Source organism: Pararhodospirillum photometricum DSM 122 (genome assembly GCF_000284415.1).
GTDB classification, from domain to species: Bacteria; Pseudomonadota; Alphaproteobacteria; order Rhodospirillales; family Rhodospirillaceae; genus Pararhodospirillum; species Pararhodospirillum photometricum.
Genome location: NC_017059.1, coordinates 169,210 through 194,462, shown reverse-complemented (window position 1 = coordinate 194,462; position 25,253 = coordinate 169,210). Strand labels below are relative to the sequence as shown.

The 25,253-nt window shown below is 64.8% G+C and carries 25 protein-coding genes; 17 read left to right on the top strand and 8 right to left on the bottom strand.

The features are described 5' to 3' along the window. Positions 1 to 250 precede the first annotated feature (250 nt). The 9 genes from fliI to RSPPHO_RS00725 all read left to right on the top strand — a co-directional run bounded on the left by fliI (position 251) and on the right by RSPPHO_RS00725 (position 7,168). Entirely contained in the window at positions 251 to 1,585 is a 1,335-nt protein-coding gene (gene fliI, locus RSPPHO_RS00760; RefSeq protein ID WP_041793635.1) for a flagellar protein export ATPase FliI, read from the top strand. 22 nt (positions 1,586 to 1,607) lie between these two features. Beyond that, positions 1,608 to 2,045, top strand: a complete 438-nt coding sequence (locus tag RSPPHO_RS00755; protein ID WP_014413374.1) for a hypothetical protein — start codon at positions 1,608 to 1,610, stop codon at positions 2,043 to 2,045. A 216-nt stretch (positions 2,046 to 2,261) separates the two neighbouring features. Further along, on the top strand, positions 2,262 to 3,239 hold the full coding sequence (locus RSPPHO_RS00750; RefSeq protein WP_041793634.1) for an HpcH/HpaI aldolase/citrate lyase family protein: 978 nt from the start codon (positions 2,262 to 2,264) through the stop codon (positions 3,237 to 3,239). Between the two features lie 163 nt (positions 3,240 to 3,402). Next, positions 3,403 to 4,356 (top strand): acetyl-CoA carboxylase carboxyltransferase subunit alpha, encoded by a 954-nt coding sequence (locus RSPPHO_RS00745; protein WP_041796223.1) that lies wholly within the window; start codon positions 3,403 to 3,405, stop codon positions 4,354 to 4,356. A 1-nt stretch (position 4,357) separates the two neighbouring features. Then, complete coding sequence (locus RSPPHO_RS20695; protein WP_014413371.1) at positions 4,358 to 4,771, top strand: Crp/Fnr family transcriptional regulator; 414 nt, start codon at positions 4,358 to 4,360, stop codon at positions 4,769 to 4,771. After that, positions 4,762 to 5,025, top strand: a complete 264-nt coding sequence (locus RSPPHO_RS20690) for a Crp/Fnr family transcriptional regulator (RefSeq protein WP_242390542.1) — start codon at positions 4,762 to 4,764, stop codon at positions 5,023 to 5,025. The genes RSPPHO_RS20695 and RSPPHO_RS20690 overlap by 10 nt, the downstream gene beginning before the upstream one ends. A gap of 266 nt (positions 5,026 to 5,291) precedes the next feature. After that, a complete protein-coding gene (locus RSPPHO_RS00735) occupies positions 5,292 to 5,495 on the top strand; it encodes a YgaP family membrane protein (RefSeq protein ID WP_014413369.1) in 204 nt (67 codons plus the stop codon). Between the two features lie 165 nt (positions 5,496 to 5,660). Beyond that, positions 5,661 to 6,863 (top strand): oxygen-binding di-iron domain-containing protein, encoded by a 1,203-nt coding sequence (locus tag RSPPHO_RS00730; RefSeq protein ID WP_051013536.1) that lies wholly within the window; start codon positions 5,661 to 5,663, stop codon positions 6,861 to 6,863. Next, positions 6,836 to 7,168 carry a LysR substrate-binding domain-containing protein gene (locus RSPPHO_RS00725; RefSeq protein WP_051013535.1) on the top strand — a complete coding sequence of 111 codons (333 nt, stop codon included), beginning with the start codon at positions 6,836 to 6,838 and terminating at the stop codon, positions 7,166 to 7,168. The genes RSPPHO_RS00730 and RSPPHO_RS00725 overlap by 28 nt, the downstream gene beginning before the upstream one ends. A 54-nt stretch (positions 7,169 to 7,222) precedes the next feature. Here RSPPHO_RS00725 and RSPPHO_RS00720 read toward each other — a convergent pair whose 3' ends face one another. Then, on the bottom strand, positions 7,223 to 7,756 hold the full coding sequence (locus tag RSPPHO_RS00720; RefSeq protein ID WP_014413366.1) for a hypothetical protein: 534 nt from the start codon (positions 7,754 to 7,756) through the stop codon (positions 7,223 to 7,225). A gap of 413 nt (positions 7,757 to 8,169) precedes the next feature. Here RSPPHO_RS00720 and RSPPHO_RS00715 point away from each other — a divergent pair, with 413 nt between their 5' ends. Further along, a complete protein-coding gene (locus RSPPHO_RS00715; RefSeq protein ID WP_014413365.1) occupies positions 8,170 to 8,880 on the top strand; it encodes a Crp/Fnr family transcriptional regulator in 711 nt (236 codons plus the stop codon). 52 nt (positions 8,881 to 8,932) lie between these two features. On the opposite strand, the gene folD is transcribed toward RSPPHO_RS00715, so the two are convergent. Continuing rightward, positions 8,933 to 9,793 carry a bifunctional methylenetetrahydrofolate dehydrogenase/methenyltetrahydrofolate cyclohydrolase FolD gene (folD, locus tag RSPPHO_RS00710; protein WP_014413364.1) on the bottom strand — a complete coding sequence of 287 codons (861 nt, stop codon included), beginning with the start codon at positions 9,791 to 9,793 and terminating at the stop codon, positions 8,933 to 8,935. 168 nt (positions 9,794 to 9,961) lie between these two features. On the opposite strand from folD, the gene purU reads away from it, so the two are divergent. From purU to RSPPHO_RS00690, 4 genes are all read left to right on the top strand, one after another. Continuing rightward, positions 9,962 to 10,855: a formyltetrahydrofolate deformylase gene (gene purU / locus RSPPHO_RS00705; RefSeq protein ID WP_014413363.1), complete on the top strand. Its 894-nt coding sequence runs from the start codon at positions 9,962 to 9,964 to the stop codon at positions 10,853 to 10,855. A gap of 227 nt (positions 10,856 to 11,082) precedes the next feature. After that, positions 11,083 to 11,421: a P-II family nitrogen regulator gene (locus RSPPHO_RS00700; RefSeq protein ID WP_041793633.1), complete on the top strand. Its 339-nt coding sequence runs from the start codon at positions 11,083 to 11,085 to the stop codon at positions 11,419 to 11,421. 16 nt (positions 11,422 to 11,437) lie between these two features. Continuing rightward, the gene (gene amt, locus RSPPHO_RS00695) at positions 11,438 to 12,835 is read left to right on the top strand and encodes an ammonium transporter (protein WP_041796217.1); all 1,398 of its coding nucleotides are present in this window, start codon (positions 11,438 to 11,440) and stop codon (positions 12,833 to 12,835) included. Positions 12,836 to 13,014: 179 nt separating this feature from the next. Beyond that, positions 13,015 to 14,271, top strand: a complete 1,257-nt coding sequence (locus RSPPHO_RS00690) for a sensor histidine kinase (RefSeq protein WP_014413360.1) — start codon at positions 13,015 to 13,017, stop codon at positions 14,269 to 14,271. A gap of 114 nt (positions 14,272 to 14,385) precedes the next feature. Here RSPPHO_RS00690 and RSPPHO_RS00685 read toward each other — a convergent pair whose 3' ends face one another. The 6 genes from RSPPHO_RS00685 to glgC form a co-directional block, all read right to left on the bottom strand. Further along, positions 14,386 to 14,907, bottom strand: coding sequence for a peroxiredoxin (locus tag RSPPHO_RS00685; RefSeq protein ID WP_014413359.1), 522 nt, complete (start codon positions 14,905 to 14,907; stop codon positions 14,386 to 14,388). A 99-nt stretch (positions 14,908 to 15,006) separates the two neighbouring features. Then, on the bottom strand, positions 15,007 to 15,825 hold the full coding sequence (locus tag RSPPHO_RS20685) for a hypothetical protein (RefSeq protein WP_242390541.1): 819 nt from the start codon (positions 15,823 to 15,825) through the stop codon (positions 15,007 to 15,009). Continuing rightward, positions 15,786 to 17,054, bottom strand: a complete 1,269-nt coding sequence (locus RSPPHO_RS20680) for a hypothetical protein (RefSeq protein ID WP_014413357.1) — start codon at positions 17,052 to 17,054, stop codon at positions 15,786 to 15,788. Before RSPPHO_RS20680 ends, RSPPHO_RS20685 begins: the two co-directional genes overlap by 40 nt. 156 nt (positions 17,055 to 17,210) lie before the next feature. After that, the gene (locus RSPPHO_RS00675) at positions 17,211 to 17,987 is read right to left on the bottom strand and encodes an ABC transporter substrate-binding protein (RefSeq protein WP_014413356.1); all 777 of its coding nucleotides are present in this window, start codon (positions 17,985 to 17,987) and stop codon (positions 17,211 to 17,213) included. A 21-nt stretch (positions 17,988 to 18,008) separates the two neighbouring features. After that, positions 18,009 to 18,797: an ABC transporter ATP-binding protein gene (locus RSPPHO_RS00670; RefSeq protein WP_041793632.1), complete on the bottom strand. Its 789-nt coding sequence runs from the start codon at positions 18,795 to 18,797 to the stop codon at positions 18,009 to 18,011. A gap of 249 nt (positions 18,798 to 19,046) precedes the next feature. Then, positions 19,047 to 20,318 carry a glucose-1-phosphate adenylyltransferase gene (gene glgC, locus RSPPHO_RS00665; protein WP_041793631.1) on the bottom strand — a complete coding sequence of 424 codons (1,272 nt, stop codon included), beginning with the start codon at positions 20,316 to 20,318 and terminating at the stop codon, positions 19,047 to 19,049. A gap of 263 nt (positions 20,319 to 20,581) precedes the next feature. Between glgC and glgA the strand changes: the two genes are divergently transcribed. The 3 genes from glgA (at position 20,582) to RSPPHO_RS00650 (ending at position 25,199) form a co-directional block, all read left to right on the top strand. Then, positions 20,582 to 22,030: a glycogen synthase GlgA gene (glgA, locus tag RSPPHO_RS00660; RefSeq protein WP_041793630.1), complete on the top strand. Its 1,449-nt coding sequence runs from the start codon at positions 20,582 to 20,584 to the stop codon at positions 22,028 to 22,030. 58 nt (positions 22,031 to 22,088) lie between these two features. Then, on the top strand, positions 22,089 to 24,572 hold the full coding sequence (locus RSPPHO_RS00655; protein ID WP_014413352.1) for a glycogen/starch/alpha-glucan phosphorylase: 2,484 nt from the start codon (positions 22,089 to 22,091) through the stop codon (positions 24,570 to 24,572). A gap of 75 nt (positions 24,573 to 24,647) precedes the next feature. Beyond that, positions 24,648 to 25,199 carry an NAD(P)H nitroreductase gene (locus tag RSPPHO_RS00650; protein WP_014413351.1) on the top strand — a complete coding sequence of 184 codons (552 nt, stop codon included), beginning with the start codon at positions 24,648 to 24,650 and terminating at the stop codon, positions 25,197 to 25,199. The last annotated feature ends 54 nt before the right edge of the window (positions 25,200 to 25,253 follow it).

The following is a 25,253-nucleotide window of genomic DNA, read 5'->3' as shown; positions in this document are numbered from 1 at the left end:
ACGGAAGTAGAGCCGACGCGCCGGGGGCGCGGGCCCGTCTTAAGCTTCCTTAACGGTACGGGGTTTCGGCTAATCATGCAAGAGCCAATCGGAAAAGCTTGTTTTTTATCTGTTGATTGAGCCTTGTTCTTACAGTGGCGCCGCAACTTCTGTAACGCCCCTCTCCGGGCGATTTGCCGGAAGAATCCGCCTTTCATCGGGGGTTAACCCCCGCGGCCCACACTGGGGCCGCAACCAGGAAAGGACGACGATGAGCACCGCCTTGTTCAACAACATCGTCAACGATCTCAATCAGATTCCCGACCGCCGCGTGTATGGCCGGGTTTTGGGCGTGCAAGGGTTGGTGGTGGAGATCGGCGGCGTCCAGACGAGTCTGTCGGTGGGCGATCGGTGCTGGATCCACGGGCGCGACGGCCGCCGAGTCGCCAGCGAGGTGGTGGGCTTTCGCACCGGCCGCGCCTTGCTGCTGCCGTTCAGCGGCCTTGATGGGGTGGGCCTGGGGTGCCGCGTCGAGATCGGTGAGGAGCGCCCGACCTTGCGCCCAACGATCCAATGGCTGGGCCGGGTCATCAACGCCATGGCCGAGCCGGTGGACGGCGGCGGCCCCTTGCCGGCTGGGGACGTGGCGGTGCCGATTCGCAATACGCCCCCCGCCGCCCATTCCCGGCGCCGGGTGGGGGGCAAGCTGGACCTGGGGGTGCGGGCGGTCAACACCTTCCTGACCTGCTGCCGGGGCCAGCGCATGGGCATCTTTGCCGGCTCCGGCGTGGGCAAGAGCTCCATTCTGTCGATGTTCGTGCGCAACACCACCGCCGATGTCATCGTTTGTGGGCTGGTCGGCGAGCGTGGACGCGAGGCGCGCGAGTTTATTGAGGACGATTTGGGGGAAGAAGGACTGGCCCGCAGCGTCACCGTGGTGGCCACCAGTGACGAGAGCCCCCTGATGCGCCGGCAGTGCGCCTATGTGACCCTGGCCGTGGCCGAGTATTTCCGCGACCTTGGCCTTGACGTGCTGTGCCTGATGGACAGCGTGACGCGCTTTGCCATGGCCCAACGCGAGATCAGCCTGTCGGCGGGCGAGCCGCCGGCCTCCAAGGGCTACACGCCATCGGTCTTTGCCGAGCTGCCCCGGTTGCTGGAGCGGGCCGGTCCGGGCTGCGAGGGCTCGGGCACCATCACCGGCTTGTTTACCGTGCTGGTGGAGGGTGACGACCACAACGAACCGATTTCCGACGCTGTGCGCGGCATCTTGGATGGTCACATTGTTCTGGAGCGCTCCATTGCCGAGCGCGGCCGCTATCCGGCGATCAATATCTTGCGCTCCGTGTCGCGAACCATGCCGGGCTGCAACACGCCCGAGGAAAATGCCCTGGTCGCCGAGGCGCGACGCTTGATGTCCACCTACGAGGACATGGCCGAGCTGATTCGGCTGGGGGCGTATAAGGCGGGGTCGGATCCTTTGGTGGACTTGGCCATTGCCCATCACCAACCGCTCGAGACCTTTCTGACCCAGGGAAAGCGCGAGGGAACGGATCTGAGCACGGGCTACGAGTTGCTCCGGGCTGCCCTGGCGCCCCAGCGCTAAACCCTGGCGGTGAGACGGGGCCATGGGGAAAGATCTTCATACATTGATCCGGTTGCGCAAGTTCGAGGTGGACGAGCGTCGGCGCGACCTTGGGGTTTTGTTGCAGCGCCAGGCGGCTCTGGAGGCGGAGGGGCGGGCCCTTGACGCCGAGTTTGCCCGCGAGGTGAGTTTTGCCCAGCAGAACCCGGCCTTTGGCCTGACCCTTGGCGCCTATGTCAGCCACTTTCGCTGGCGCAAGGATGATCTCCTGGAGCGCGAGCACCAGTTGGACGAGGACATCCTGGAAGCGCGCGAAGCCTTGGCTGAGGCTTATCGCACCCTCAAAACCATCGAGGTGACCCAGGAAAACCGGGAAAACCGGGAGCGCCAGGAACGCGAGCACAAGGATCAGTTGTTCCTTGATGAGGTGGCACAAGACCGGTATCGCCGCCGCAGCCATGAGGGGGATCCCCTTGCTTGAGCAAGGCTGGGGAGGCGGGCCTCCCCAGACCCCACATTGCCTGGGAAAACCACGATTGAGGTACTTCCCCAGGAATGGAGGGGTCTGGGGAGGCTCGCCTCCCCAGCCTTCCCTTTTTTGTGCACTTGCAAAAAGCCCCTGCGCCCCGGCATTGTCCCAAGAGAGGCCCCCGTCCGCCAAGGAGGGGCCAGACACGAAAAAAGGGTGGAACAGGACATGAGCTTTACCCTCGTCACGCCGGCGCCAGCGCGCCTTAACCGATCGGAACAGGCGGTTCCCGGCTCCAACACCAAGTTCCTGCAAAAGGCCGCGACTGGCGACGCCGACGTGGTGTTCCTGGACCTGGAAGATGCGGTGGCGCCCTCGGAGAAGGAAGCGGCGCGGCGCAACATCATCACCGCCCTCAATGAGTATGACTGGTCGAGCAAGACGGTTTCGCTGCGCATCAACGGCCTCGACACCCATTACATGTACCGGGACATCATCGAGGTCCTGGAAGGCGCCCCGGGCAAACTTGATCTGATCATGATCCCCAAGGTCGGCACCGCCGCCGATGTGTATGCGGTGGACATGCTGGTGACGCAAGTTGAGGCCGCCACCGGGGTGTCGAAGCGGATTGGCTTTGAGCTGATCATTGAAACAGCGCTCGGCATGGCCAACATCGACGCCATCGCCGCCGCCAGCCCGCGCAACGAATCGCTGCATTTTGGTGTGGCCGACTACGCCGCCTCAACCAAGGCGCGCACCACCTCCATTGGCGGCCCCAACGCCGACTACGGCGTGCTGACCGACGTTCTGGCCGATGGCAGCCGGGCCTATCACTGGGGTGACATGTGGCACTATGCCATTGCCCGGATGGTGGTGGCGGCGCGGGCCCATGGCCTGCGGGCGATTGACGGGCCGTTTGGCGACATCAAGGATGGCGAGGGCTACAAGGCCCAGGCGCGCCGGGCCGCCGTACTGGGCTGCGAGGGCAAGTGGGCCATTCACCCCAGCCAAACCACCCTGGCCAACGAGGTGTTCACACCGTCCGAAGCCGAGGTGGCGCAGGCCCAGGCGATTTTGGACGCCATGACCCAGGCCAAGGCCGAGGGCAAGGGCGCGGTGACCCTGAATGGCCGCCTGATCGACATTGCCTCGATCAAGCAGGCGGAGGTGCTGGTGGACATGGCGCGTCAGATCCACGGACACTAACGGCGAGACGGGCCAAACGGGGGGGGCGCCGCCTCATCCGAGGGACCGGAAGGCCCCTCCCCTCCCCGGCCTTCTCTTTTCCGGTCGATGGGGCCTTCGCTTGGCCGCCCTGCTGTGCTACGCAGAGCGCTTGCCCCACCGTTTCAGCCGCACGTGGATCGCCATGCACTTTCTGGACTTCGAGAAGCCGATCGCCGAACTTGAAGGGAAGATCGAGGAGTTGCGCCACCTCTCCGACGCCGACGGCATGAATATTGCCGAGGAAGTCGCCCGGCTGCAACAAAAGGTTGAGAAGCAACTCAAGGCCGTCTACGCCAAACTCAGTCCCTGGCAAAAGACCCAGGTCGCCCGCCATCCCGACCGCCCCCATGCCCTGGACTACCTGAAAATCCTGTTCACCGACGTCACGCCGCTGGCCGGCGACCGGGTGTTTGGCGAGGATCGGGCCATTGTCGGCGGTCTTGCCCGCTTTCGCGGCCAGCCGGTGGTGATCTTGGGTCAGGAGAAGGGCCACGACACGGAAACCCGCCTGCGCCACAACTTCGGCATGGCCATGCCCGAAGGCTATCGCAAAGCGCAGCGCCTGATGGAACTGGCCGACACCTTTAATTTGCCGGTCTTGACGCTCGTGGATACGGCAGGCGCCTATCCCGGCGTGGCCGCCGAGGAACGGGGGCAGGCCGAGGCCATTGCCCGCTCGATCCAGGTGGGCTTGAACCTCAAGGTGCCGGTGATCAGCTGCGTCATCGGCGAAGGGGGCTCGGGGGGCGCCATCGCCATTGCCACGGGCAACGTGGTGATGATGCTGGAGCATTCCATTTATTCGGTGATTTCGCCCGAAGGGTGCGCCTCGATCTTGTGGCGCAGCGGCGATCAGGCGCAGCAGGCGGCCGAGGCTTTGCGCCTGACGGCCCAGGATCTGTTGGATTTCAAGGTGATCGACGAGGTGATCCCTGAGCCGCTCGGCGGGGCGCATCGCGACCGCGAGGCTACCTTCACCCAGGTCGGCGACGCCTTCGAGCGCCACCTGCGCGAGTTGAACGGCCTGGAGGGCGGCATTTTGCGGGCCCGACGCCGCGAGAAGTTCCTGCGCATGGGCCGCGAAGGCTTGGCCTGAGATGGCGCGCGCGGACCAGGACAGGGTGCTGGCGGCGTTTCCCGCGCTGGCCGCCCTGCCCTTGTCCGAGCGCGAGCCCCTGATCCGGGGGCTGGAGCGGGTCAGCCTGCCGGCCGGACGCGGGGTGTTCCGCGAGGGCGATGCCTGCCGTGCCTTTGTGCTGGTGCTGGACGGGACGATCAAGGTCAACAAGACCTCCGACTCGGGGCGCGAGATCGTCTTGTACCGGGTTGAGCCGGGCCAGACCTGCGTTTTGACCACGGCCTGCCTGATGACCGGCACCCCTTACGGCGCCGAGGGGGTGTGCGAAAGCGCCGTGGAGGCGGCGACGCTGGGAGTTTCGACCTTTCAGGCCCTCCTCAACGACTCGCCGGGCTTCCGGCGCTTTGTTTTTCCGCCTATGGCGTGCGCCTGACCGACCTTCTGCTGCTGATCGAGGAAGTGGCGTTCGGCCGGGTGGATGTACGCTTGGCGCAAACCCTGCTCGGGCGCAGCCAGGACGGCCGCTGGCAGGGCACCCACCAAGAGCTGGCCACCGAACTGGGCACGGCGCGCGAGGTGGTGAGCCGGCAACTCAAGGATTTTGAACGCCGGGGTTGGGTGAGTCTGGGACGCGGCTGCGTCACCGTTTTGTCGCCGGACGCCCTGGCCACCTTGCGCCGCCCTTAAAAGGCTGGGGAGGCGGGCCTCCCCAAACCCCTCCGATCCTGGGGCTTCCCTCACCACGAGGGGTCTGGGGAGGCCCGGCCTCCCCAGCCTTCCCTCTCTTTTTCCGGTTCCCCCCGGACAGCCAACGTTTTAAGGTCGGATCGTCTCCAATCCTCTCGCGTTGGTGATCTTGTCACCGACACGCAGCGGTTTTTGGGGCTATAGGGCTATGCGCGTTTTGCACCGCCGACGCCTCGGCGGTCCCCTTGTCCAAGGAGAGTTGAGCCATGCTGAAGTACACCAAGAACGTCGGTGGGATTGATCGTCCGATCCGCGCCATTGTGGGTGTTGCCCTGCTCCTGATGGCCGTGACCGGCACCATCGGCGTGTGGGGCTACATTGGGATAATCCCCCTGCTGACCGCCATTTTCAGCTTCTGCCCCGCCTACACCTTCCTGGGCAAGAACACCTGCGGCTGCGCCAAGGACTAAGGTCCGTCCCCCCCTTGGGCCTTGTGCCATCGCGCGGGCCCGAGGGACCTGGGGAGGCCACGCCCCCCAGCTTTCCCTCTTTTCCCTTGTGCCAACGCCGCGTGAGCCCGCTATGCTTCCTCTCCAAAAGGAGAGGATCGGGGACCGGCCCCGCACGAGGATCGTATGTATGACCTGAGCGCCATTACCGAACACGACGCCTGGAATGCCATCGAGATCGCCCCGGGCCTTTGGTGGGTGGGCCACTATCTGCCGGGCGATCCTTTTCAGTGCCATGTGTATCTGCTGGACCATGGCGACCAGTCGGTCTTGTTCGATCCCGGATCAGCCCTGACCTTCCGGCACACCCTGCGCAAGATCGAGCAGGTCCTGCCGTTCGACCGGATCCGCTATTTTGTGTGCCACCATCAAGACCCCGACATCACCGGAGCACTCCCGTTGGTGGACCAGTTGGTGTGCCGGCCGGATGCGGTGGTGGTCACCCATTGGCGGGCCGAGGCCTTGTTGCGCCACTATGGTTTGGCTCTGCCGTTTTGGCGGGTTGATGACCATGGCTGGCGTCTCGACCTGGGCGGTCGGATACTACGCTTTGTGTTTACCCCCTATGCCCATTTCCCGGGGGCCTTCGTTTCTTTTGACGAGGCCACCGGCACCTTGCTGTCAAGCGACCTGTTCRGCGGTTTCACCGAGGGTTTTTCCCTTGTCGCGCGGGACGAAAGCTATTTCGAGGCCCTGCGGCCTTTCCATGAACACTACATCCCCAGCCGGGACGTGCTGCAAAACGCCCTGAATGCCGTGCGGGAACTGCCGTTGCAGGCCATCGCCCCCCAGCACGGTTCCATTCTACCCGAACCCCTGATCGGCCCCCTGATCGAGCGCATGATGTCTTTGGAGTGCGGCCTGTTCCTGCTGGCCCGCGACAACAGCGATGTTCAACAGTTGATGACGATCAACAGGGCTCTGCACGACATGTCGGCGGCCATGATGCAAACTCGGGATTTTCCCGACATTGCACAGGCGCTGTTGGAGATCATGCGCCGCGTGTTGCCGGCCGAGCGTCTGGATTTCTACCTGCGCCTGCCCGATGGCGCCTTGCTGCTGCTGACCCGCGAGGACCACTACCGTGGACGCCCCTTAGAAATCTTGCCGCTGGCCCTGGCCCCCCTGATGGAGGGGAGCGCGCCGCTCGTGGTGTTCCGCCTCCTGCCCGAGGGCTTGGGCGACGATCGACCGGTGCTCGCCTTGCCGCTGACGGCGTCGCCGCATCCGCTGGTCAGCACGGTGATCATCCCTGGGCACGGCGGCGTGCGGTGGCGCTGGCCGAGATCCAAGATCAGCCCATGGTGTGGCGAACCGGAGGCTCAGTAACCCGGCGCGTGTTCGAGCGGGCGCTGGCCGAACGGGGGATTACGGTGCAGGTGGTGATGGAGATCAACACCCGCGAGGCCACCCGCGAGGCCGTCGCGGCTGGGTTTGGCCTGGGGGTGATTGCCGAGAACGAACTGGGCGGGGACGAGCGCTTGGTGATGCTGCCCTTTGGCGATGCCGACCTGCGCATGACCTTGTATGCGGTTTGTCTGCGCGAGCGCCGTCGCTTGCCGACCGTGCGGGCCTTTATGGCCGTGGCGCAGGAGGACGGCCCCGAGGCCAAGGGGCCGAACCCGGCCGGGTGACGCCCCCGGGAGCGCCAGCGTGGCATGCTGGCCGGCGGCCCCGGAGGCACACAATCAAGGATTACAATTGATGTTGGGAGCGCCGTTCAGGGTCGAAGCCACACCCGCCATCATCATCCCGGTGAAGATCGGGGTCAGTTGGGTTTCGGTGCTGACGAGGCCGGACATGGTCGCCCCCGCCGCCGACGGGCTGCCGCTGGTCGAGGCGCACTTCCACACGGTGGACCCATTGGGACCGGTTGTCTTGTTCATGGAGGCCACGTTGTAACAGTTACCGCCCGGCAAGGTAAATTGGCCCATGCCAGACTTCCAGGAGCCACCGGCGCCTTTACCATAGTAGTTGTTGGCGGCGACGACGATGGAGCCCGATGTATTCGTGAGGCTGTTGCCCACATTGGTCACGATCACCCCCACTTCCGTCGAGGCCTGATCACTGAGGACCAGCGTTCCCGAACTGTTGAGGCAGAAGGCGAAATTTTGGGCCGGCAGCGATGTGAGTTTAACCTGCCCGCTCGCCGCCTGGGCAACACCGAGACCGGTCAAAAGGGCGAGAGCAGAGCAACCCACGGCAAGAACCAGCGCTTTCATGGGGGATCTCCTTGTGTTGAATCCAACACAACGGGTATAGCTCGATTCTCGAGTATCTTCATTGGTTTTATTCTCTTTTTAAGAGAGTAGTGTCCATTGAGATTGTATGAATTCGCAAAAAACAATCATGGATAATGCGCTCAATGGAGGTTTCATCTCAAATATAAATCGCTAAGGTAAGGAAGTTGACGTGGGAAACCCCGGGCTCGCCAGGAAATATTCTCAATACGAGTAGAATTACAACGAAACACGTGTTCCCCTTGGCCGCTTCCTGCGGCGGGAGGAGGGGGGCGGACCGGGGGGCGAGGCCGGCGTCCCGCTAAATTCTTGCAAGGGATGTCGATCGATGGCGCAATACGCAGCAACACGCTGAGGCACCCTACAAAAAGGAACCCTACCGAAAGGAGGTTCGGATGACGGCGGGGAAGGGGTGGGAGGAAGGGAGCAGGGTTCTGGAGTGCGATCCCCTGCTGGCCACACTTCCTGAGCCCTCGCGCAAGGCTGTGCTCGCCCTGGGGCGGTTTCAGACGATCCGGGCGGGCAAGGTGCTGCTGCATTTCGGCGAGCCGAGCGACGGGCTTTATTGCATTGTGTCGGGCCAGTTCCGCATGACCATGCTCGATGCCAACGGCACCGAGGTGCTGGCGTCCATGGGCCTCTCCGGGACCTGGGTGGGCGGGGCCACGGTGGTGGACAACAGTGTGACCTTGATTGCCACGACCGCCGTGCTGGACAGCGAGGTGTTTTTTATTCCCGTTCAGCCGTTACAGCGCCTTATGCACCAGGACCCGGAGATTGCCTTGTTCCTGGCGCGCATGGCGTTGTTCTATTTGCGCATCAGCCTGCGCCGGGTTTTGGATGGCGCCACCTTGACCTCCAAGGCCATGCTGGCGCGCATGCTCCTCTATTTCTACACGCATGCCCAAAGCACGGGGCAGCCCGAGCCCGAGGTGGTCCATCTATCGCAGGAGGATTTGGCCACCATGAGCGGCGTGTCGCGGCGTACCGCCAGCCGGATTTTGCAGGCGATGCGCCGCGCCGGCAGTATCGAGATTGATTATCACCAGATCCGTATCGTGTGTCCCGACCGTCTTGGTGAGGATGCCCGCGATCGGGCCCGGTGAGGCGGGCGAAGACTGGGGAGGCTGACCTCCCCAGACCCCTTGGGCCCTGGGGCTAGGCCCGGGCGGCGAGGCAGGCTTCCAAGGTGTTGTCGAGCAGGCAGGCGATGGTCATGGGGCCAACGCCGCCCGGCACCGGGGTGATGGCGCTGGCGACACGGCGCGCCGCCTCGAAATCGACATCGCCGACCAGCCGGCCCTTGGCTTCGCCGGGGGCGGGGTCGAGTCGGTTGATGCCCACATCAATGACCACGGCGCCCGGCTTGAGCCAGTCGGCCTTGACAAAATGGGGGCGGCCGACCGCCGCCACCACGATGTCGGCGCGTCGGCACACGGCCGGCAGATCCTTGGTGCGCGAATGGGCAATGGTCACGGTGGCGTTGGCGCCCAGTAGCAGCATGGCCATGGGCTTACCGACAATGGCCGAGCGGCCGATGACCAGGGCCTCGCGTCCCGACAGGTCGCCCAGGTGATCCTTCAAGAGCATGAGGCAGCCGCGCGGGGTGCAGGGTACCGGGGCGGGCTGGCCCAAGGCGAGGCGGCCGACGTTGACCGGATGGAAGCCGTCCACGTCCTTGGCCGGGTCGATGGCCAGGATCACCGCGTCTTCGTCGAGGCCAGCCGGCAGCGGCAGTTGCACCAAAATGCCGTGGATGGCCGGATCGCCGTTGAGGGCCTGGATCAGGGCCAGCAACTCGGCTTGCGAGGTGGTGGCCGGCAGGCGATGGACCACCGAGTGAAAGCCGGCGGCTCGGGCCTCGCGCTCCTTGGATCCCACATAAACTTGGCTGGCCGGGTCCTCGCCGACCAGGACCACCGCCAGCCCCGGCGTTACGCCGAGGGCCTGGGCTCGCTCGGCGACCCGGGCGCGCACGCCGGCCGCGAAGGCCTTGCCATCAATGAGGTGAGCCGTCATGGCCTGATTTCCTCGCGCTGGTTGAAAAAAGGGGGAAGAGCATTCCCCGACGTCGATCGCGGCGGACCGGCCGGGCGTCTCCTGGTGGGGACCTTGGTATCCACCCTGGACGAACTAGGATCAAGCGGGTAAACAGCGGACCTTCCTAACCAGAAGGACCGGCCCGCCATGTCGCGTAGCCCCAAGCCTCTTCCGCCCGGAGACCCTCGTGACTCCCTGATCCTGACCATCACCTGTCCCGACGGATTCGGCATCACGGCCGCCGTCAGCGGGTTTCTTTACAGCCAGGGAGCCTTCACGACCGAGGCGGCGTATTACAGCGATCCCGACACGGGACGCTTTTTCATGCGCACCGTGTTTCGCGCGGACACGCCCGGCCTGCCCTCGGCCAATGCCCTTCGCGAGTGCTTCGCGCCGCTGGCCGAGCGCTATGGCATGCAGTGGGAATTGATCTCGGCCCGCGACCGGCCGCGGGTGGTGATTGCGGTGTCGCGTTTTGGCCACTGCCTCAACGACTTGGTGCATCGCTGGCGCTCCAACCAATTGCACGTGGACATCCCGGCCATTGTCTCGAACCATCCCGACATGGCTCAGATCGCCGAGTGGCATGGCATCCCGTATCACCACCTGCCGGTGACGACCGACACCAAGGAGAGCCAGGAGCGGGCCTTCCTCAAGATCATCGAGGACACCCGGGCCGATGTGGTGGTCTTGGCGCGCTACATGCAAATTCTGTCCAAGGAGGCCAGTCACCTCCTGTCGGGCCGCTGCATCAACATTCACCATTCCTTCTTGCCCAGCTTCAAGGGGGCCAAGCCCTATCATCAGGCCCACGCCCGCGGCGTGAAGATCATTGGTGCCACGGCCCACTACGTGACCGATGATCTCGATGAAGGGCCGATCATCGAGCAGGAAGTGACGCGGGTGGATCACAAGAACAGCGTTGACGATCTGGTCTCGGCCGGGCGCGACCTGGAAACCGTGGTACTGGCCCGCGCGGTGCGTTGGCATGTCGAGCGCCGGATCATGATCAATGGCACCAAGACTGTGATCTTCCGCTAAAAGAGCGACACCGCTCTTTGGGAGGGAGGGGTCTGGGGAGGCCCCGCCTCCCTGGCCGGCCTTTTTTCGCCGTCACGGCCGGGCGGCCCCTCTTCCCTCTTTCCCGTGAACCGGCATATGGTTGGGCGCCCCTTGGACCCCCTGGGTTCTGGCACGGGGGCAGGGTCGGGCCATGCCCTTCGGGGCAAGGCTGCGTTTCCAACCAGGAATCAATGGGGGAGCCACGCATGAAACTGATCATGGCGATCATCAAGCCCTTCAAGCTGGACGAAGTCCGCGAGGCTCTGGCCGCCCTGGATGTCCAGGGGTTGACCGTGTCCGAGGTCAAGGGCTTCGGGCGGCAGAAGGGCCAGACAGAAATCTACCGAGGGGCCGAGTATCAGGTAAACTTCCTGCCCAAGGTCAAGATCGAGGTTGCCGTGCGCGACGAGGTGGTGGATCGGGCGATCGAAGCCATCACCACGGCGGCTGGCACCGGCAAGATCGGCGATGGCAAGATCTTTGTCTCGTCGCTGGAACAGGCCGTGCGTATTCGTACCGGCGAAACCGGCACCGATGCCCTTTGACAACGAGCCCCTTCTCATGAGTTTTTCCCAGCATCCCCTTCGCGGCCTTGGGCTCGCCGTCCTTGTGGTCGGCGTGGCCCTGCCGGCGCTAGCCCAAGATCCCGGGCTGGCTTCCCCCGACACGGGAGTGCCCTCGACGTTGGAGGCCACCGCCGCCGCCGAGGCCAGCGTGGCGCTCGACGCCTTCAAGAATGACGTCGCCTATATCCTCAACTCGTTTTCCTTTTTGATCCATGGCGCCTTGGTGATGTGGATGGGTGCCGGCTTCGCCATGTTGGAAGGCGGGCTGGTGCGCTCCAAGAACACCGCCATGCAGATGTTGAAAAACATCATCGCCTACTCGGTGGCCGGTCTCATGTATTATGTGATCGGTTATAACCTGATGTACGTGGGCGTGGACGGCGGCTGGATTGGCACGCTGTCTTTCTTGCACGATCCCTCGCCCAGCCCCGACGTGGCCCAGGGCTATGCGGTGATGAGCGACTGGTTCTTCCAGATGGTGTTTGTGGCCACCGCCGCCTCCATCGTCTCGGGGGCCCTGGCCGAGCGCCTGCGCTTGTGGCCCTTCTTGCTGTTTAGCGTGATTTTGACCGGCCTCATCTACCCCATTCAAGGGGCGTGGCAGTGGGGGCACGGCTGGCTGTATCAGGCGGGCTTCTCGGATTTTGCCGGCTCCACCTTGGTGCACTCGGTGGGCGGCTGGGCGGCGCTGACGGGCGCCTTGGTGCTGGGCGCGCGTCGCGGCAAGTACAGCGCCGATGGCCGGGTCAATCCCCTGCCCGGCGCCAATCTGGCCTTGGCGACCTTGGGCATGTTCATGCTGTGGCTAGGCTGGTTCGGGTTTAACGGCGGCTCCTACCTGTCGATGGGCTCGCCCGATGCGATTACCGGCATCGCCAACATTTACGTCAACACCAACCTCGCCGCTGCGGCCGGCGTGGTCGCCGCCATTGTCATGACCCAGGTTCTTTACGGCAAGGTGGACCTGACCATGACCTTGAACGGGGCGCTGGCGGGGCTGGTGGCGATCACGGCCGAACCCTTGATGCCCTCGCCGTTGCTGGCCATTGGCATTGGCGCCGTGGGCGGCATGCTGGTGGTGCTGGTCGTGCCCTTGCTGGACCGCCTGCGTATCGACGACGTGGTCGGGGCCATTCCCGTCCATCTCGTGTGTGGCATCTGGGGGACGTTGGCGGTGCCCTTGTCCAACCCCAAGACCAGTTTTCTGGTCCAGCTTTTGGGGGTGGCGAGCATTGGTGCTTTTGTCCTGGTGACCACGTTTGTCGTGTGGGTGCTCTTGAAGTTTACCGTTGGTCTGCGCTGCTCCGAAGAGGAGGAAAACATCGGACTCGACAAGTCCGAGTTGGGCCTGGAGGCCTATCCCGAATTCGGCCCTGGCCACAAAAGCTTGTAAGGATCTTGTCAAGCTTTCCAACGGCGGGACGCTGGTCGTCCCGCCGCTTTTTTTTGACAAAAACCTACGAAATCTGTCAGGGCGTCTCCCTTTCTTTCGGGAGACCTCGGGCAGGCGTTGCCAGAGGCAGCGGCCGGGTGCACACTTCACGAGCGCTCTTTTCAGCCTAGGGACCTTCGATGCGCCCCCTTGATCCTTCGGATGACCTTCTCGTGTTCAGCGAGGAAGCCCCGCCCCCCGTCGTTATGACCGAGGCGGCCCCGTGGGAAATTCTGGTGGCCGATGACGATCCCGAAGTCCACGCCATCACCCGGGCCGTTCTCGGCAAGGTGCGGTTCAAGGACCGGGGCCTGCGCTTGTTGTTTGCCACCTCGGAGGCCGAGGTGCGCCACCTGCTGCCCCAGCATCCCGACTTGGCGGTGGTCCTGCTCGACGTGGTGATGGAGACCGAGGACGCCGGCCTGCGGCTGGTGCGCCATCTGCGCGAGGACCTGGGCAATCGGCGCGTGCGCATTATTTTGCGCACGGGCCAGCCGGGCCAAGCCCCCGAGCGCGATGTGATCGTCGCCTACGACATCAACGACTACAAGGCCAAGACCGAACTCACCGCCCAAAAACTGTTCACCATCATCATTGCCGCCCTGCGGGCCTACGACGACCTGCGCGCCCTGGAGGAAAGTCACGCCCGTTTGAGCGAAGTCAACACGGCCCTGGAACAGCGGGTGGCCGAGCGCACCGCCGCTTTGGTGCGCTCCAACGCCGAGTTGGAGAGCTTTGCCTATGGCATCTCCCACGACCTGCAAGAACCCTTGCGGATGGTGCGCAGCTACCTGCAACTGATCGAGCGGCGCCTGGGCAGTCAGCTGGACGGAGAAACCGCGGCCTATATCGGCTTTGCCCTGGATGGCGCGGCGCGCATGTCCACCATGATCAACGACCTTCTCGACTATGCCCGCCTGACCACCCGGCCGGCCACCCGCCAGGGCTTGGCCTTGGAGGCGGTGTTGCATCGGGCTCTGGCGCCGCTGGCTCTGGTGGTGGCGGAAAATCAGGCCACGGTGGTGTTACCGGCTACCGAGGCGCGGGTCGAGGGGGACGAGGGGCAACTGGCCCGCTTGTTTCAGAACTTGTTGAGCAATGCCTTGAAGCACCGGCATCCCGAGCGCGCGCCGGTGGTGGGTGTCACAGTCACGTCCCTAGCCGATCGGGGGATCTGGCGGGTGAGTGTGTGTGACAACGGACCTGGGATTCCGCCGGCCGCCCGGGAGAGCGTGTTTGATCTCTTTCATCGGCTGGACGGGACCCGCAGCACGGGGTCGGGGGTGGGCTTGGCCTTGTGTCGGCGCATTGTCGATTTGCACGGGGGGCGGCTGTGGGTGGAGTCCACCGTGGGCAAGGGGGCGTCGTTTCACGTCGATCTGCCGGCCGTGCCGTAGAGCAAAAAAAAGGCTGGGGAGGCTTGCCTCCCCAGACCCCACAGTCCCGCTGACCCTTCGCCCCAGGATCGGAGGGGTCTGGGGAGGCCCGCCTCCCCAGCCTGCTTCTTCCGATTACTGCTGGCCCTTCAGCCAGCTCAACATGGTATCGGCGTCCGAGACCTCAAAGGGGTCGGTGGGGCAGTTGTCGTCCTGGCCCGGCTCGACAAACATCTTCTTGACCTCGCCGTTGACCACGTACATCGAATAGCGCCAGGAGCGCATGCCGAAGCCCAGGTTGGACTTGTCCACCAGCATGCCCATCTTGCGCGAGAACTCGCCGTTGCCGTCGGGCAGCAGGAACACCTTGTCGGCGCCCTGGGCCTTGCCCCACTGGTACATCACGAACGCATCGTTGACCGACAGACAGATCACCTGATCAACACCCAGGGCGCGGAACTCGTCGTGCAGCGCCTCGTAGCGGGGCAGATGGCTGGTCGAGCAGGTCGGGGTGAAGGCGCCGGGCAGGGCGAACACAACGACCTTCTTGTTGGAGAAGATCTCGGCGGTGGTGAGATCCTTCCATTCGAAGGGATTGGGGCCGCCCAGAGCTTCGTTGCGCACGCGGGTCTTGAAGGTCGTGTTGGGGACGAACATGGAGCCCTCCTGTGGTTGGTTCGTGGGGGGGATCCTAACGTTCCAGGGGAAGGAGGGCTAATTGAATGTTCCGGTTATTTTGATCGGGTCAGACGATGGTCAGTCGCTCCGTCCCTCGCGGAACCACGCGAGCGCCAGCCCCCCCAAGATCAACACCAGCGCCAGCGGCGTGTCGAGCACCGGGCTCAAGGTCACCCCGGACACCACATGGCGGCCATTGGCCACCACCCCCACCCAGCCGGGGCCGCGTGCTGGCTGTCCCGGGGCCACCCGGTGGAAGGCGGGCAAGCCCTCCTGGGCCCAGGTGACACTGCCGCCGGTGTCGCGGGCTAGGGGGGCCAGCAGGGCGTCGGTCGGGGTCAGGCGGGTGGTCTCCAGGGGATTGGGCTGTCCGGCCACGGCCAGCGCCCGGCCGCCATCCGGGGTTTCAACGCGGTAGACCCCGGGCCAGGGCGCCGAGACGCGCGCCTCGGCACTGCCGGGCCCGGTGGCGGTCAGGGGGACGGTTCGCTCCTGGCCATCGGGGCCGAGGACCCGCGCGGTCGTGGGCAGGCTGCCCATGGTGCGCCGGGTGAGGAGAAGCTGGCCGTCGTCGAGGCGGGCGCGCACCGCATCTTCCTCCAGGTCGGGTTCTTTCATCAGCCAGTGGGCGAGGCGGCGCAGAAGCTCGCCTTGCGGCCCGCCGCCCTCCCAACCCTTGGCCCACAGCCAGATGGTGTCGCTGGTCAACAGCGCTACGCGACCCTTGTTGACCTGGGAGAGAACCAGCAAGGGCAGGGCGTCGCGGCCGGTCATCAGGACGCGGCCGCTGGGCGGGGACATTTCCACTTGGCGCAGCCAGGGGCCCCAAGGCGCGTCGGCCCCGGGCAGGGCGCTGGTCACGGGATGGCGCTGGCCTTCGGCGGTGAGGGTGGGCAAAAAGGGCTGGCTCTGGACTCGGCCGGTGGGCTGGGCCGGCAGGATCCGGGCCAACGGACTGGCGGCCAGACTATCGGGCTGGGTGTACTCGGGGCCGACACTGAGCAGCACGGCCCCCCCTGTTCAACGGCGGCCGCCACGTTGTCCAGGTAGCTGTCGGGCAGCAGGCCCCAGCGCACAAAGCGATCAAAGATGATCAGGTCGAAGTCGCCCAGCTTTTCCTCGAACAACTCGCGAATGGGAAAGGCAATGAGCGCCAGATCGGCCAAGGGGGTGAGGTCCTCCTTCATCGGCGGGCGCAAGATGGTGAAGTGGACAAGATCCACCGCCGGGTCGGCCTTGAGCAGATTGCGCCACACCCGCTCGCCGGCGTGCGGCTGGCCCGACACCAGCAAGACCCGCAGCCGGTCGCGCACCCCATTGATCCCAAGGGCGATCTTATTGTTGACCGCCGCCACCTCGCCGGGGACCACCGGGGTGGACAGCTCGATCACATTGGGCCCCGCCGTCTCCAGGACCAGGGAGAGGGGGGTTGGCGTGTTGGCGGGCACCAAGTGGGTGTCGCCGGGGGCTCCGTTATGGCTGACGCTCACCGGGACCGGGGTTCCCGGGGCCAGGGCCGGGTCCTCGACCGTCACGGTCACGGGCAGCGGCTTGCCCACCAGTCCAAAGCGCGGGGTCTCGGCCAGCATCAGCAAGCGGTCGCGCCCGCCCTTGGGACCGGTCAGCACGACATGGACCGGGGCGCCGGGTGTCGGCGCGCCGTGGACGTCGTGGACTTGACCATCGGTCACGAGAACAACGCCGGCCCGCCGCTCGCGCGGCACGTCGGCCAGGGCTTCGTCCACGGCGCTCATCAGGCGGGTGCCCAGGGGACCGCCCTCGCTCACGCGGACCAAGCGGGTCTCCAGGCCGGGCAGGGGGGCTAGGGCCTGACGGGCACGGGCGGCCACGGCTTCGGCCTCGGGGCCACGGCCGGTGAGGGTTTGGGAGGGCGATACATCCAGCGCCACCAGTGCCACGTCGGGCAGGGGGCTGCGGGTTTCCGTCACCCACTGGGGATTGAGAAGGGCGAGGACCAGGGCCGCCAGCGCGACAAGCCGCGTGCCGGCGCCACGCGCGCGACGCACGAGACCAACCAGCCCCACCGCCAGGGCCACGCCGGCCAGGGACCACGCCAGTGGCGAAGGCAGCAGGGGCGCCAGGGCGAGGCCGGTCAAGGTGTTCATGGATGTGATCCCGTTGCGCCGTCAGGCGAGGCAAAGCCCCAGGGAACGAGGGGTCTGGGGAGGCCAGCCTCCCCAGCCGTCTCTTTCTCTTGTGCCCGATGCCACGCCCGGCACCACCCGAGGGCTCCGGGGCATGCCCCCCGGGGCGGGGGAGAGCTACTCGCGCGCCAGCAAGCTGAAGGGGAAGTAGCGGGCGTTGATCTCGGCATAGGTGCCGTTGGCGATGATCGCGGCCAGGGCCTTGTTCAAAGACGCGGCCAAGGCGGTGTCGCCGGGGCGCAGGGCAATACCGACCTTGTCGTCCTTGATCACCGACTCGCCCTTCAGCTCATAGCCGGTAGCGGCCGGGGACTTGAGCCAGTCGTAGGTGGGGTAGGTGTCGTTGAGCATCAGGTCAAGACGCCCGGAGGTCAGGTCGAGGTAGGCTTCCTCGGCGGTGTCGTAGAGCTTGACCGAAACAGCATCGCCCAGGTGCTCTTCCAGCCACTTGGCCGAGACGGTGGCGCGCTGGGCGCCCACGGTCAGGCCCTTGAGGCCGTCCTTGGTCAGGGTAAAAGTGCGATCCTTGGGGCCGACGAAGTGGAACTGATTGAAATAGTAGGGATCGGAGAAGAGAACGCTTTTCTGACGCTCCTCGGTGATCGACATGGAGGCGATGATGGCATCGAACTTCTTGGCCAGCAAGCCGGGGATCAGGCCGTCCCAGTCTTGAACCACCAACTCGCACTCGGCCTTCATCTCGGCGCACAGGGCCTTGGCGATATCGACATCGAAGCCATGGGGCTTGCCTTTGTCATCGACCGCGTTGAACGGCGGGAAGGCGCCCTCGGTGGCGAAGCGCAGGGTCTCGGCATGGGCCGGCGGCCCCATCAGCGCGCCCGCGCCGAGCAGGAGCGCGGTGGTCAGGGCAACGGCGGCTTTTCTCAAGGTCATCGCGGTCTTCTCCTTTGGGTCTCAGGCCCCGCCGACCAAGTGCTTGGCCAGGAACTGGCGAGCCCGCTCGGTTTTGGGGTGGTGGAAAATCTCGCTGGGGGGGCCCTGCTCCTCGATCCGCCCCTGGTGCAGGAAAATGATCTCGCTGGCGACGTCGCGGGCGAAGCCCATCTCGTGGGTCACGATGAGCATGGTCCGGCCTTCCTCGGCCAAGGCCCGGATCACGCCCAGCACCTCGGAGACCAGTTCGGGGTCAAGGGCGCTGGTCGGCTCGTCGAATAAGATGACTTCGGGATCCATGGCCAGGGCTCGGGCAATGGCCGCGCGCTGCTGCTGCCCGCCCGACAGGTGGGAGGGATAGCTGTCGCGCTTGTGGGCAATGCCGACCTTTTCCAGCAAGGCCAGCCCCTTGTCGCGGGCCTCGGCCCGGGCGACGCCCTTCACGTGGACCGGCGCCTCGATCACGTTGTCGAGGACGGTGAGGTGGGGCCACAGATTAAAACTTTGGAACACAAAGCCGATGCGCGCGCGAAAGGCGGCAAGCTGGCGGGCATTGCGGGCACTCAGGCCACCGCCTTGGCGGCTTTGCACCAAGTCCAGGGCCTCGCCCCGCAAGCGGATGGCGCCCTGGTCGGGGTGTTCCAGGAGATTAAGGCAGCGTAAGAACGTGCTTTTCCCCGAGCCCGACGAGCCCAAAATGGCGATGACGTCGCCATCGCGGGCCGAAAGGGAAATGCCCCGCAGGACCTCCAGGCGCCCAAAAGACTTATGGATGTCGTCAACCTGCAACGCGACGGCGGTGGCGGTCATCCGGCGAGAACCCCCTTGCTGCATCGGCGGGCCATCCGACCTGTGCCGCCGGAAGCCCCGTGGGCCGTCCCGGGGAACCGCTCTCCGGGCGGCGGGGCGCTGTCCCTGGTGGGAGCCGCCCCGCTTTCGACCCTAGCCATCCGCGCGGGCCGCTGGCAAGCACCTCGTGGGGCGTCTGCCCTGGAAAGCGGCACCACGGGACGGGGGCAGCGCGTCGGTTCGCTTGCCGCGCGCCAATCCCCCGGGGTTTTACAACCGAGCCAGATGCTCGGGGGTGATCAAGGTGATCCCGGTCTCGGAGACCAAGAAGCGCTTGGCGTCCTCTTCGGGATCCTCGCCGACCACGAGGCCCTCGGGAATGCGGCAGCCCGTGCCCACGATGCACTTGGTCAGGCGAGCATGACGGCCGATGTCGCTCATCGGCAACACGACGGTGTCGATCACCTCGCTGTAGGAATTCACCCGCACGTCGTTGAACAGCAAGGAGCCGCTGACCTTGCCGCCCGACACGATGCAGCCGGCCGAGAGCATGCTGTCCACCGCCATGCCGCGCCGTTCGTCGGTGTCGAAGACGAACTTGGCCGGCGGGCGCTGCATCTGATAGGTCCAGATCGGCCAGTCGGTATCATAAAGGTCGAGGGCCGGGGTCACGCTGACCAGATCAATGTTGGCCGCCCAATAGGCATCCAGCGTGCCCACGTCGCGCCAGTAAGGCTCGCGCCGGCCGACCGAATACACACAAGACTGGGTGAAGCGGTGCGCCTTGATGCGGGCCCGGCCCACTTGCGACGGGATGATGTCGCGCCCGAAGTCGTGCTGGCTGTCAGCTTCCTCGGCGTCGATGCGCAAGATCTCGTAAAGGTAATCCGCGTTGAAAACGTAAATGCCCATCGAGGCAAAGGTGCGGTCGGGGTGGCCCGGGATGCTGGGCGGATTGGCGGGCTTTTCCAAGAAGCCGACGATCATGTCGTCGGCATCTACATCAACGCAGCCAAAGCCCGTGGCGTCGGCGCGTGGCACGTCCACGCAGGCCACCGAGCAGTCGGCGCCCGAGGCAATGTGCTGGGCGATCAGCTTGGAATAGTCCTGCTTATAAATGTGATCGCCGGCCAGGATCAGGACATAGCGCGGATCATGGGCCCGGATCAGCTCCAGGTTCTGGTGCACCGCGTCCGCCGTGCCCTGGTACCAGGTTTCTTTGATGGTCTGCTGCTGCGCCGGCCACAGCTCGACGAACTCGCCGATCTCCGCCTTCAAGAAGCCCCAGCCGCGCTGGATGTGGTGAATCAAGGTGTGCGCCCGGTACTGGGTCAGCACGCACATGCGCCGGATTCCCGAGTTCATGCAGTTCGACAGCGGGAAATCAATGATCCGGTACTTCCCGCCGAACGGCACGGCCGGCTTGGACTCGCGATTGGTCAGGTCATGCAACCGTGAGCCACGCCCCCCCGCCAGCACCAGGGCGAGGGTCTCGCGTAGCGCCCGGTTGATGTCGAGGTGGTAATCCGTGATCTCATCCATAGGGTCGGCTCCTTCGTGGCGTCGGGAGGGCGCGGTGAGTGGTTCCCCTTTATAAGAGGTGCAGGGAAGAAGGGCGACGCGCAAATCACCGAAGTGAGATGTTTCGACTCAGATCGTAAACCCTCCCCTCGATGCCGGTTTTTTGCCGGGCAGCCGGGGGGGCGGGGCGAATGGCGCTTGTCTCGGGCCGGGATTCTTGGCACCACAGGCGCCGGATGCGGAAGGCCCAACTCGTGCCTTCCGAAAAAGGGATCGGGACGCGCATGAACGTTTTGTTTGTGACCTCGGAAGCCTTTCCGTTGGTCAAGACCGGGGGCCTTGGCGATGTGGCCGGAGCCTTGCCGGTGGCTCTTCGCGCGCAGGGGATTGACGCGCGCCTTCTGCTGCCCGCCTACCCTGACGCCATGGCCAAGGCCCGTCTGAGCGGGCGCTCGGTGGCGCTGGGCAACCCCCTGGGGGTGGGGGAGGCCCGCCTGCTCGAAGGCGAAATGCCCGATTCCGGCTGCCCCTTGTGGCTGCTCGACTGCCCGCCCATGTTCGAGCGCTCGGGCAACCCCTACATGATCTATCCGGGCTACGACTGGCCCGATAATTTCCGCCGCTTTGCCCTGCTCTCCAAGGTCGCGGCCATGATGGGCGGGACCGGAGGCCTCATGCAGTGGCGGCCCGACGTGCTGCACTGCCATGACTGGCAAACCGGTTTCGTTCCCGCCTACCTCAAGGCCTGGGGCGCCCGCCACCCCCCGGTGCTCTTCACCATCCACAATCTCCACTACATGGGCCTGTTCGGCACCGAGATTTTGGATCTGATCGGCCTGCCCCACTGGATGCGCGGCATCGACGGTGTGGAGCATCACGGCTTGGTCTCGGCTCTCAAGGCCGGCTTGCAGTATGCCCAGGCCATCAGCACCGTAAGCCCGACCTACGCCGATGAAATCCGCTCCCCCGAGGGCGGGATGGGCCTCGATGGCTTGCTGCGTCTGCGCGGCGACGCCGTGTCGGGGATTTTGAACGGCATTGATGCCGGGATCTGGGACCCGGTCCACGACCCCTGTCTTGCCGCCCCGATTGATGCCGCCAACCCCGATCCGGGCAAGACCGCCAACAAGATCGCGCTGCAACGCCGGATGGGCCTCGACCCCGACCCCAGCCGCCCGGTGTTCGGCCTTGTCAGCCGCATGGTTGAGCAAAAGGGCATCGATCTCATCTTGAGTGCCATTCCCCGCATGGTGCAAGGCGGGGTCTTTCTGGCCATTCTGGGCTCGGGCGACCGGCATTTTGAATATGAGCTTAACCGCGCCGCCGCCGCCCATCCCGGCCACGTGGCTATTCATGTGGGCTATGACGAAGCTTTGTCCCATATGATCCAGGCCGCCAGCGATTTTCTGCTCGTGCCTTCGCGCTTCGAGCCTTGCGGCCTGACCCAGCTTTATGCCCTGCGCTACGGCTCCATTCCCGTGGTCCGGCGCACCGGGGGGCTGGCGGACTCGGTGGTGCACATCGACCATGACCCCGAGGGGACCGGCATCGTTTTCGACCATCCCTTCTCTGACGCCCTGGAATGGGCCATCGGCCGGGCGCTTGCCCTTTATGACGACAAGCCCGCCTTGGAGGCTGTGCGAAAGCGAGGGATGGCCCGGGATTTTAGTTGGAATCGTTCTGCGAAAGAGTACGTTCGTCTTTACGAACGCCTAACCGCCTTCCAGCCGTAACCGGGGCGGGGGAAAGCGGGTCAAGAGTCAAGACGACGGGTAGAAAAGGGGGTACGGAATGCACGCGCCAGACTCAAGCTTCAACGATCTCGACGATGGAATCGACTTCTCCGATGTTCAGCAGATCAAACGGGGACTGATCGCCTCCATGGTCCGGGTTGTTGGTTTCGACCCGGACTCTGCAGGCCCCCACGACTGGTTCCTGGCCCTGGCCTCCTTGTTGCGCGGCCACCTGAGCGAACAGGGGATGCACACCTCGCGCAGCCAGTACGGGAAAGACGTCAAACGCGTCTACTACCTCTCCATGGAGTTCCTGACCGGGCGGCGGCTGATGAAGCATCTGCTCGACCTTGGCATCGAGCCCCAGGTCCGCGCCGCTTTGACGGCTCTTGGGCAAAATCTCGATGTGGTGGCCGAGCAAGAGAGCGATGCCGCCCTGGGCAACGGCGGTCTTGGGCGCTTGGCCGCTTGTTTYCTCGATTCCATGGCGACCCATGCCTACCCCGGCTATGGCTATGGCATCCGCTACGAGTTTGGCATGTTCTCCCAGACCATTGAGAACGGCCAGCAGGTGGAGCACCCGGAGAGCTGGCTGCAAAATGGCTCACCTTGGGAAATCGTGCGGCATAACCTCAATTATACCGTACGCTTTGGCGGGCGCATCGTGTGCTTCCGCGACGAGCAAGGCCACGAAAGCTGTCGCTGGGTCGATACCGACGACGTGATTGCCGAGGCCTACGACCTCAAGGAAACTGGCTTTGGCGGCAGCATCGCCGTCAATCTCCGGCTGTGGTCGGCGCGCTCCACCCAGGATTTTGACCTGCGCTACTTCAACGAGGGCAACTATATCGAGGCGGTGAAGGAAAAGACCGTCAGCGAAACCCTCTCGAAGGTGCTGTATCCCATGGATACCACCTTGATGGGGCAGGAACTGCGCTTGAAGCAGGAATACTTCTTCGTTTCGGCCTCCTTGCAAGACATCCTGGCGCGCTTCCTCAAGGTTCACAAGAATCCCCGCCTTTTCCCCGAAAAGACCGCCATCCAGCTCAACGACACCCATCCCGCCCTGGCGGTGCCCGAGTTGATGCGCCTGCTCATGGACCACTGCGGCCTCAACTGGGAAGACGCCTGGGACATCACCCGCAATTCCTTTGCCTACACCAACCACACCTTGCTGCCCGAGGCCCTGGAGACGTGGCCCCTGGATCTCATGGAAACGCTGCTGCCGCGTCACATGGAGATCATCTACCGCATCAACCACTATTTCCTGCAAGACGTCCGCCGGACCTACCCCGGCGATGGCGACAAAGTGCGCCGCATGTCCATCATCGATGACGCCACCCGTCGCGTGCGCATGGCCCATCTTGCGGTCGTTGGCAGTGCTCGGGTCAACGGCGTGGCCGCCTTGCATACCCACCTGCTGCGCGAGCGCGTCTTCCCCGATTTCGACCGGATGTATGAGGGCAAGTTCGTCAATGTGACCAACGGCATCACCCAACGCCGCTGGCTGTTGCAGTCCAACCCGCCGCTCGCCGCCTTGGTCAGCGAGGCCGTCGGGCCCCAGTGGATCCGCGATCTCGACCGCCTGCGCGACCTGGAGGCCCTGGCCGACGACACCGCCTTCCAGGATCGTTTCCTTGCCATCAAGCGTCAGGCCAAGGTCCGCGCCGCTGCCTTGATCGAAGAGCGCTGCGGCCTGTGCGTGGCGCCCGAGACCCTGTTCGACATTCAGATCAAGCGCATCCACGAGTACAAGCGCCAGCTTCTCAACATCTTGCAGGTTATCGCCCGCTATAACCGCCTGCGTTCGGCCAACGCCCCCGACCTGCTGCCGCGCACGGTGATCTTTGGCGGTAAGGCGGCGCCCGGCTACTTCATGGCCAAAAAGATCATCCGCCTCATCAACGACGTGGCCGAGATCATCAACCATGACCCGTTGGTTCGGGGTCGTTTGCGGGTTGTGTTTGTGCCAAATTACAACGTGTCTACCGCCGAGATTCTGATCCCGGCCTGCGACCTCTCGGAGCAGATTTCTACCGCCGGCACCGAGGCCTCGGGCACCGGGAACATGAAATTTGCCCTCAACGGCGCCTTGACCATCGGCACCCTCGATGGCGCCAACATCGAAATCCGCGAGGAAGTGGGCGGCGACAACATCTTCATTTTCGGCCAAACCGCCGAGGAAGTCGCCCACACCAAGGCCAACGGCTACAATCCGTGGGATTGGGTCAACGCCGACGAGGAACTGCGCCGGGTCATCGACATGATTCGCGACGGCTTCTTCAACATGGAGCAGCCCGACCGCTACCATCCGCTGATCAACGCCGTGCTCAACCAGGGCGACCCCTTCCTGGTCATGGCCGACTTCCGCAGCTATGTCGAGGCCCAGGCCGCCGTCGATGCCTTGTACCTGGACCAGCGGACCTGGGCCCGCAAGGCCATCCTCAATGTAGCCCGCATGGGCAAGTTCTCCTCGGATCGGGCGATTCATACCTATGCCCGGGACATCTGGGGGGTTGGGTCGATGGTCGCTGATGCCTAGGAGGCGTGAGGAAAGGTTTTAAGGCTGGGGAGGCGCGGGCCTCCCCAGACCCCTCGTTTCCTTGGGAAAAACAAAATGGACGCCCTGACTTTACTCCTGGAGCGTCGCTCCTGCGCCGCTCTCACCGCCCCGGCCCCCGAGGGCGCGGCTCTCACCACCCTCTTGAAAGCCGCCCTGCGGGTTCCCGACCACAAGCGTTTGCGGCCCTATGAGTTCTTGATCGCCTCCGGCGAGGGGCTCGATCGTCTGGGGGCTCTGTTCGCGCGCGCGGCTCAAGCGGCCGGGCAAGACGAGGCCAAGGTCGAGCGCGCCGCCCGGTTGCCCCATCGTGCCCCTTTGGTCGTCGTGGTCGTCGCCCGTTCGCGTCCCAGTGACGGCGTGACGCCCTTCGACCAGCAGTTGACCGCCGGCTGCGCCGTCATGGCCATGCAGATGGCCGCCCAAGCCCTGGGGTTTGGCGGGATCTGGCGCTCGGGCTGGCTGATGGACGATCCTACGGTCGCCGAGGGGTTGGGGCTGGGGGAAGGCGACCGCATCGTCGGCTTCCTGTACCTGGGCACCCCCGTCCAAGCCCCCACCACCGCCTTGCCCGACGTCGATCCCAACGGGTTCGTTCGGACCTTGTAGGGGGAGGGTGTTCTTTGGAGGGGGGGGTGACGCGGGGCTGCCGCCCCTCCAAAG

Excerpts from the sequence above, each read along its gene's own strand:
- RSPPHO_RS00670 (WP_041793632.1), bottom strand. The coding sequence starts at position 18,797 with ATGACCGCCACCGCCGTCGCGTTGCAGGTTGACGACATCCATAAGTCT.
- RSPPHO_RS00735 (WP_014413369.1), top strand. The coding sequence starts at position 5,292 with ATGCTGAAGTACACCAAGAACGTCGGTGGGATTGATCGTCCGATCCGC.
- RSPPHO_RS00715 (WP_014413365.1), top strand. The coding sequence starts at position 8,170 with ATGACGGCGGGGAAGGGGTGGGAGGAAGGGAGCAGGGTTCTGGAGTGC.
- purU (WP_014413363.1), top strand. The coding sequence starts at position 9,962 with ATGTCGCGTAGCCCCAAGCCTCTTCCGCCCGGAGACCCTCGTGACTCC.
- amt (WP_041796217.1), top strand. The coding sequence starts at position 11,438 with ATGAGTTTTTCCCAGCATCCCCTTCGCGGCCTTGGGCTCGCCGTCCTT.
- RSPPHO_RS00650 (WP_014413351.1), top strand. The coding sequence starts at position 24,648 with ATGGACGCCCTGACTTTACTCCTGGAGCGTCGCTCCTGCGCCGCTCTC.
- RSPPHO_RS00685 (WP_014413359.1), bottom strand. The coding sequence starts at position 14,907 with ATGTTCGTCCCCAACACGACCTTCAAGACCCGCGTGCGCAACGAAGCT.
- RSPPHO_RS00745 (WP_041796223.1), top strand. The coding sequence starts at position 3,403 with ATGCACTTTCTGGACTTCGAGAAGCCGATCGCCGAACTTGAAGGGAAG.
- RSPPHO_RS00755 (WP_014413374.1), top strand. The coding sequence starts at position 1,608 with ATGGGGAAAGATCTTCATACATTGATCCGGTTGCGCAAGTTCGAGGTG.
- glgA (WP_041793630.1), top strand. The coding sequence starts at position 20,582 with ATGAACGTTTTGTTTGTGACCTCGGAAGCCTTTCCGTTGGTCAAGACC.
- glgC (WP_041793631.1), bottom strand. The coding sequence starts at position 20,318 with ATGGATGAGATCACGGATTACCACCTCGACATCAACCGGGCGCTACGC.
- RSPPHO_RS00700 (WP_041793633.1), top strand. The coding sequence starts at position 11,083 with ATGAAACTGATCATGGCGATCATCAAGCCCTTCAAGCTGGACGAAGTC.
- RSPPHO_RS20680 (WP_014413357.1), bottom strand. The coding sequence starts at position 17,054 with ATGAACACCTTGACCGGCCTCGCCCTGGCGCCCCTGCTGCCTTCGCCA.
- folD (WP_014413364.1), bottom strand. The coding sequence starts at position 9,793 with ATGACGGCTCACCTCATTGATGGCAAGGCCTTCGCGGCCGGCGTGCGC.
- RSPPHO_RS00750 (WP_041793634.1), top strand. The coding sequence starts at position 2,262 with ATGAGCTTTACCCTCGTCACGCCGGCGCCAGCGCGCCTTAACCGATCG.
- RSPPHO_RS00725 (WP_051013535.1), top strand. The coding sequence starts at position 6,836 with ATGGTGTGGCGAACCGGAGGCTCAGTAACCCGGCGCGTGTTCGAGCGG.
- RSPPHO_RS00720 (WP_014413366.1), bottom strand. The coding sequence starts at position 7,756 with ATGAAAGCGCTGGTTCTTGCCGTGGGTTGCTCTGCTCTCGCCCTTTTG.
- RSPPHO_RS00690 (WP_014413360.1), top strand. The coding sequence starts at position 13,015 with ATGCGCCCCCTTGATCCTTCGGATGACCTTCTCGTGTTCAGCGAGGAA.
- fliI (WP_041793635.1), top strand. The coding sequence starts at position 251 with ATGAGCACCGCCTTGTTCAACAACATCGTCAACGATCTCAATCAGATT.
- RSPPHO_RS00675 (WP_014413356.1), bottom strand. The coding sequence starts at position 17,987 with ATGACCTTGAGAAAAGCCGCCGTTGCCCTGACCACCGCGCTCCTGCTC.
- RSPPHO_RS20695 (WP_014413371.1), top strand. The coding sequence starts at position 4,358 with ATGGCGCGCGCGGACCAGGACAGGGTGCTGGCGGCGTTTCCCGCGCTG.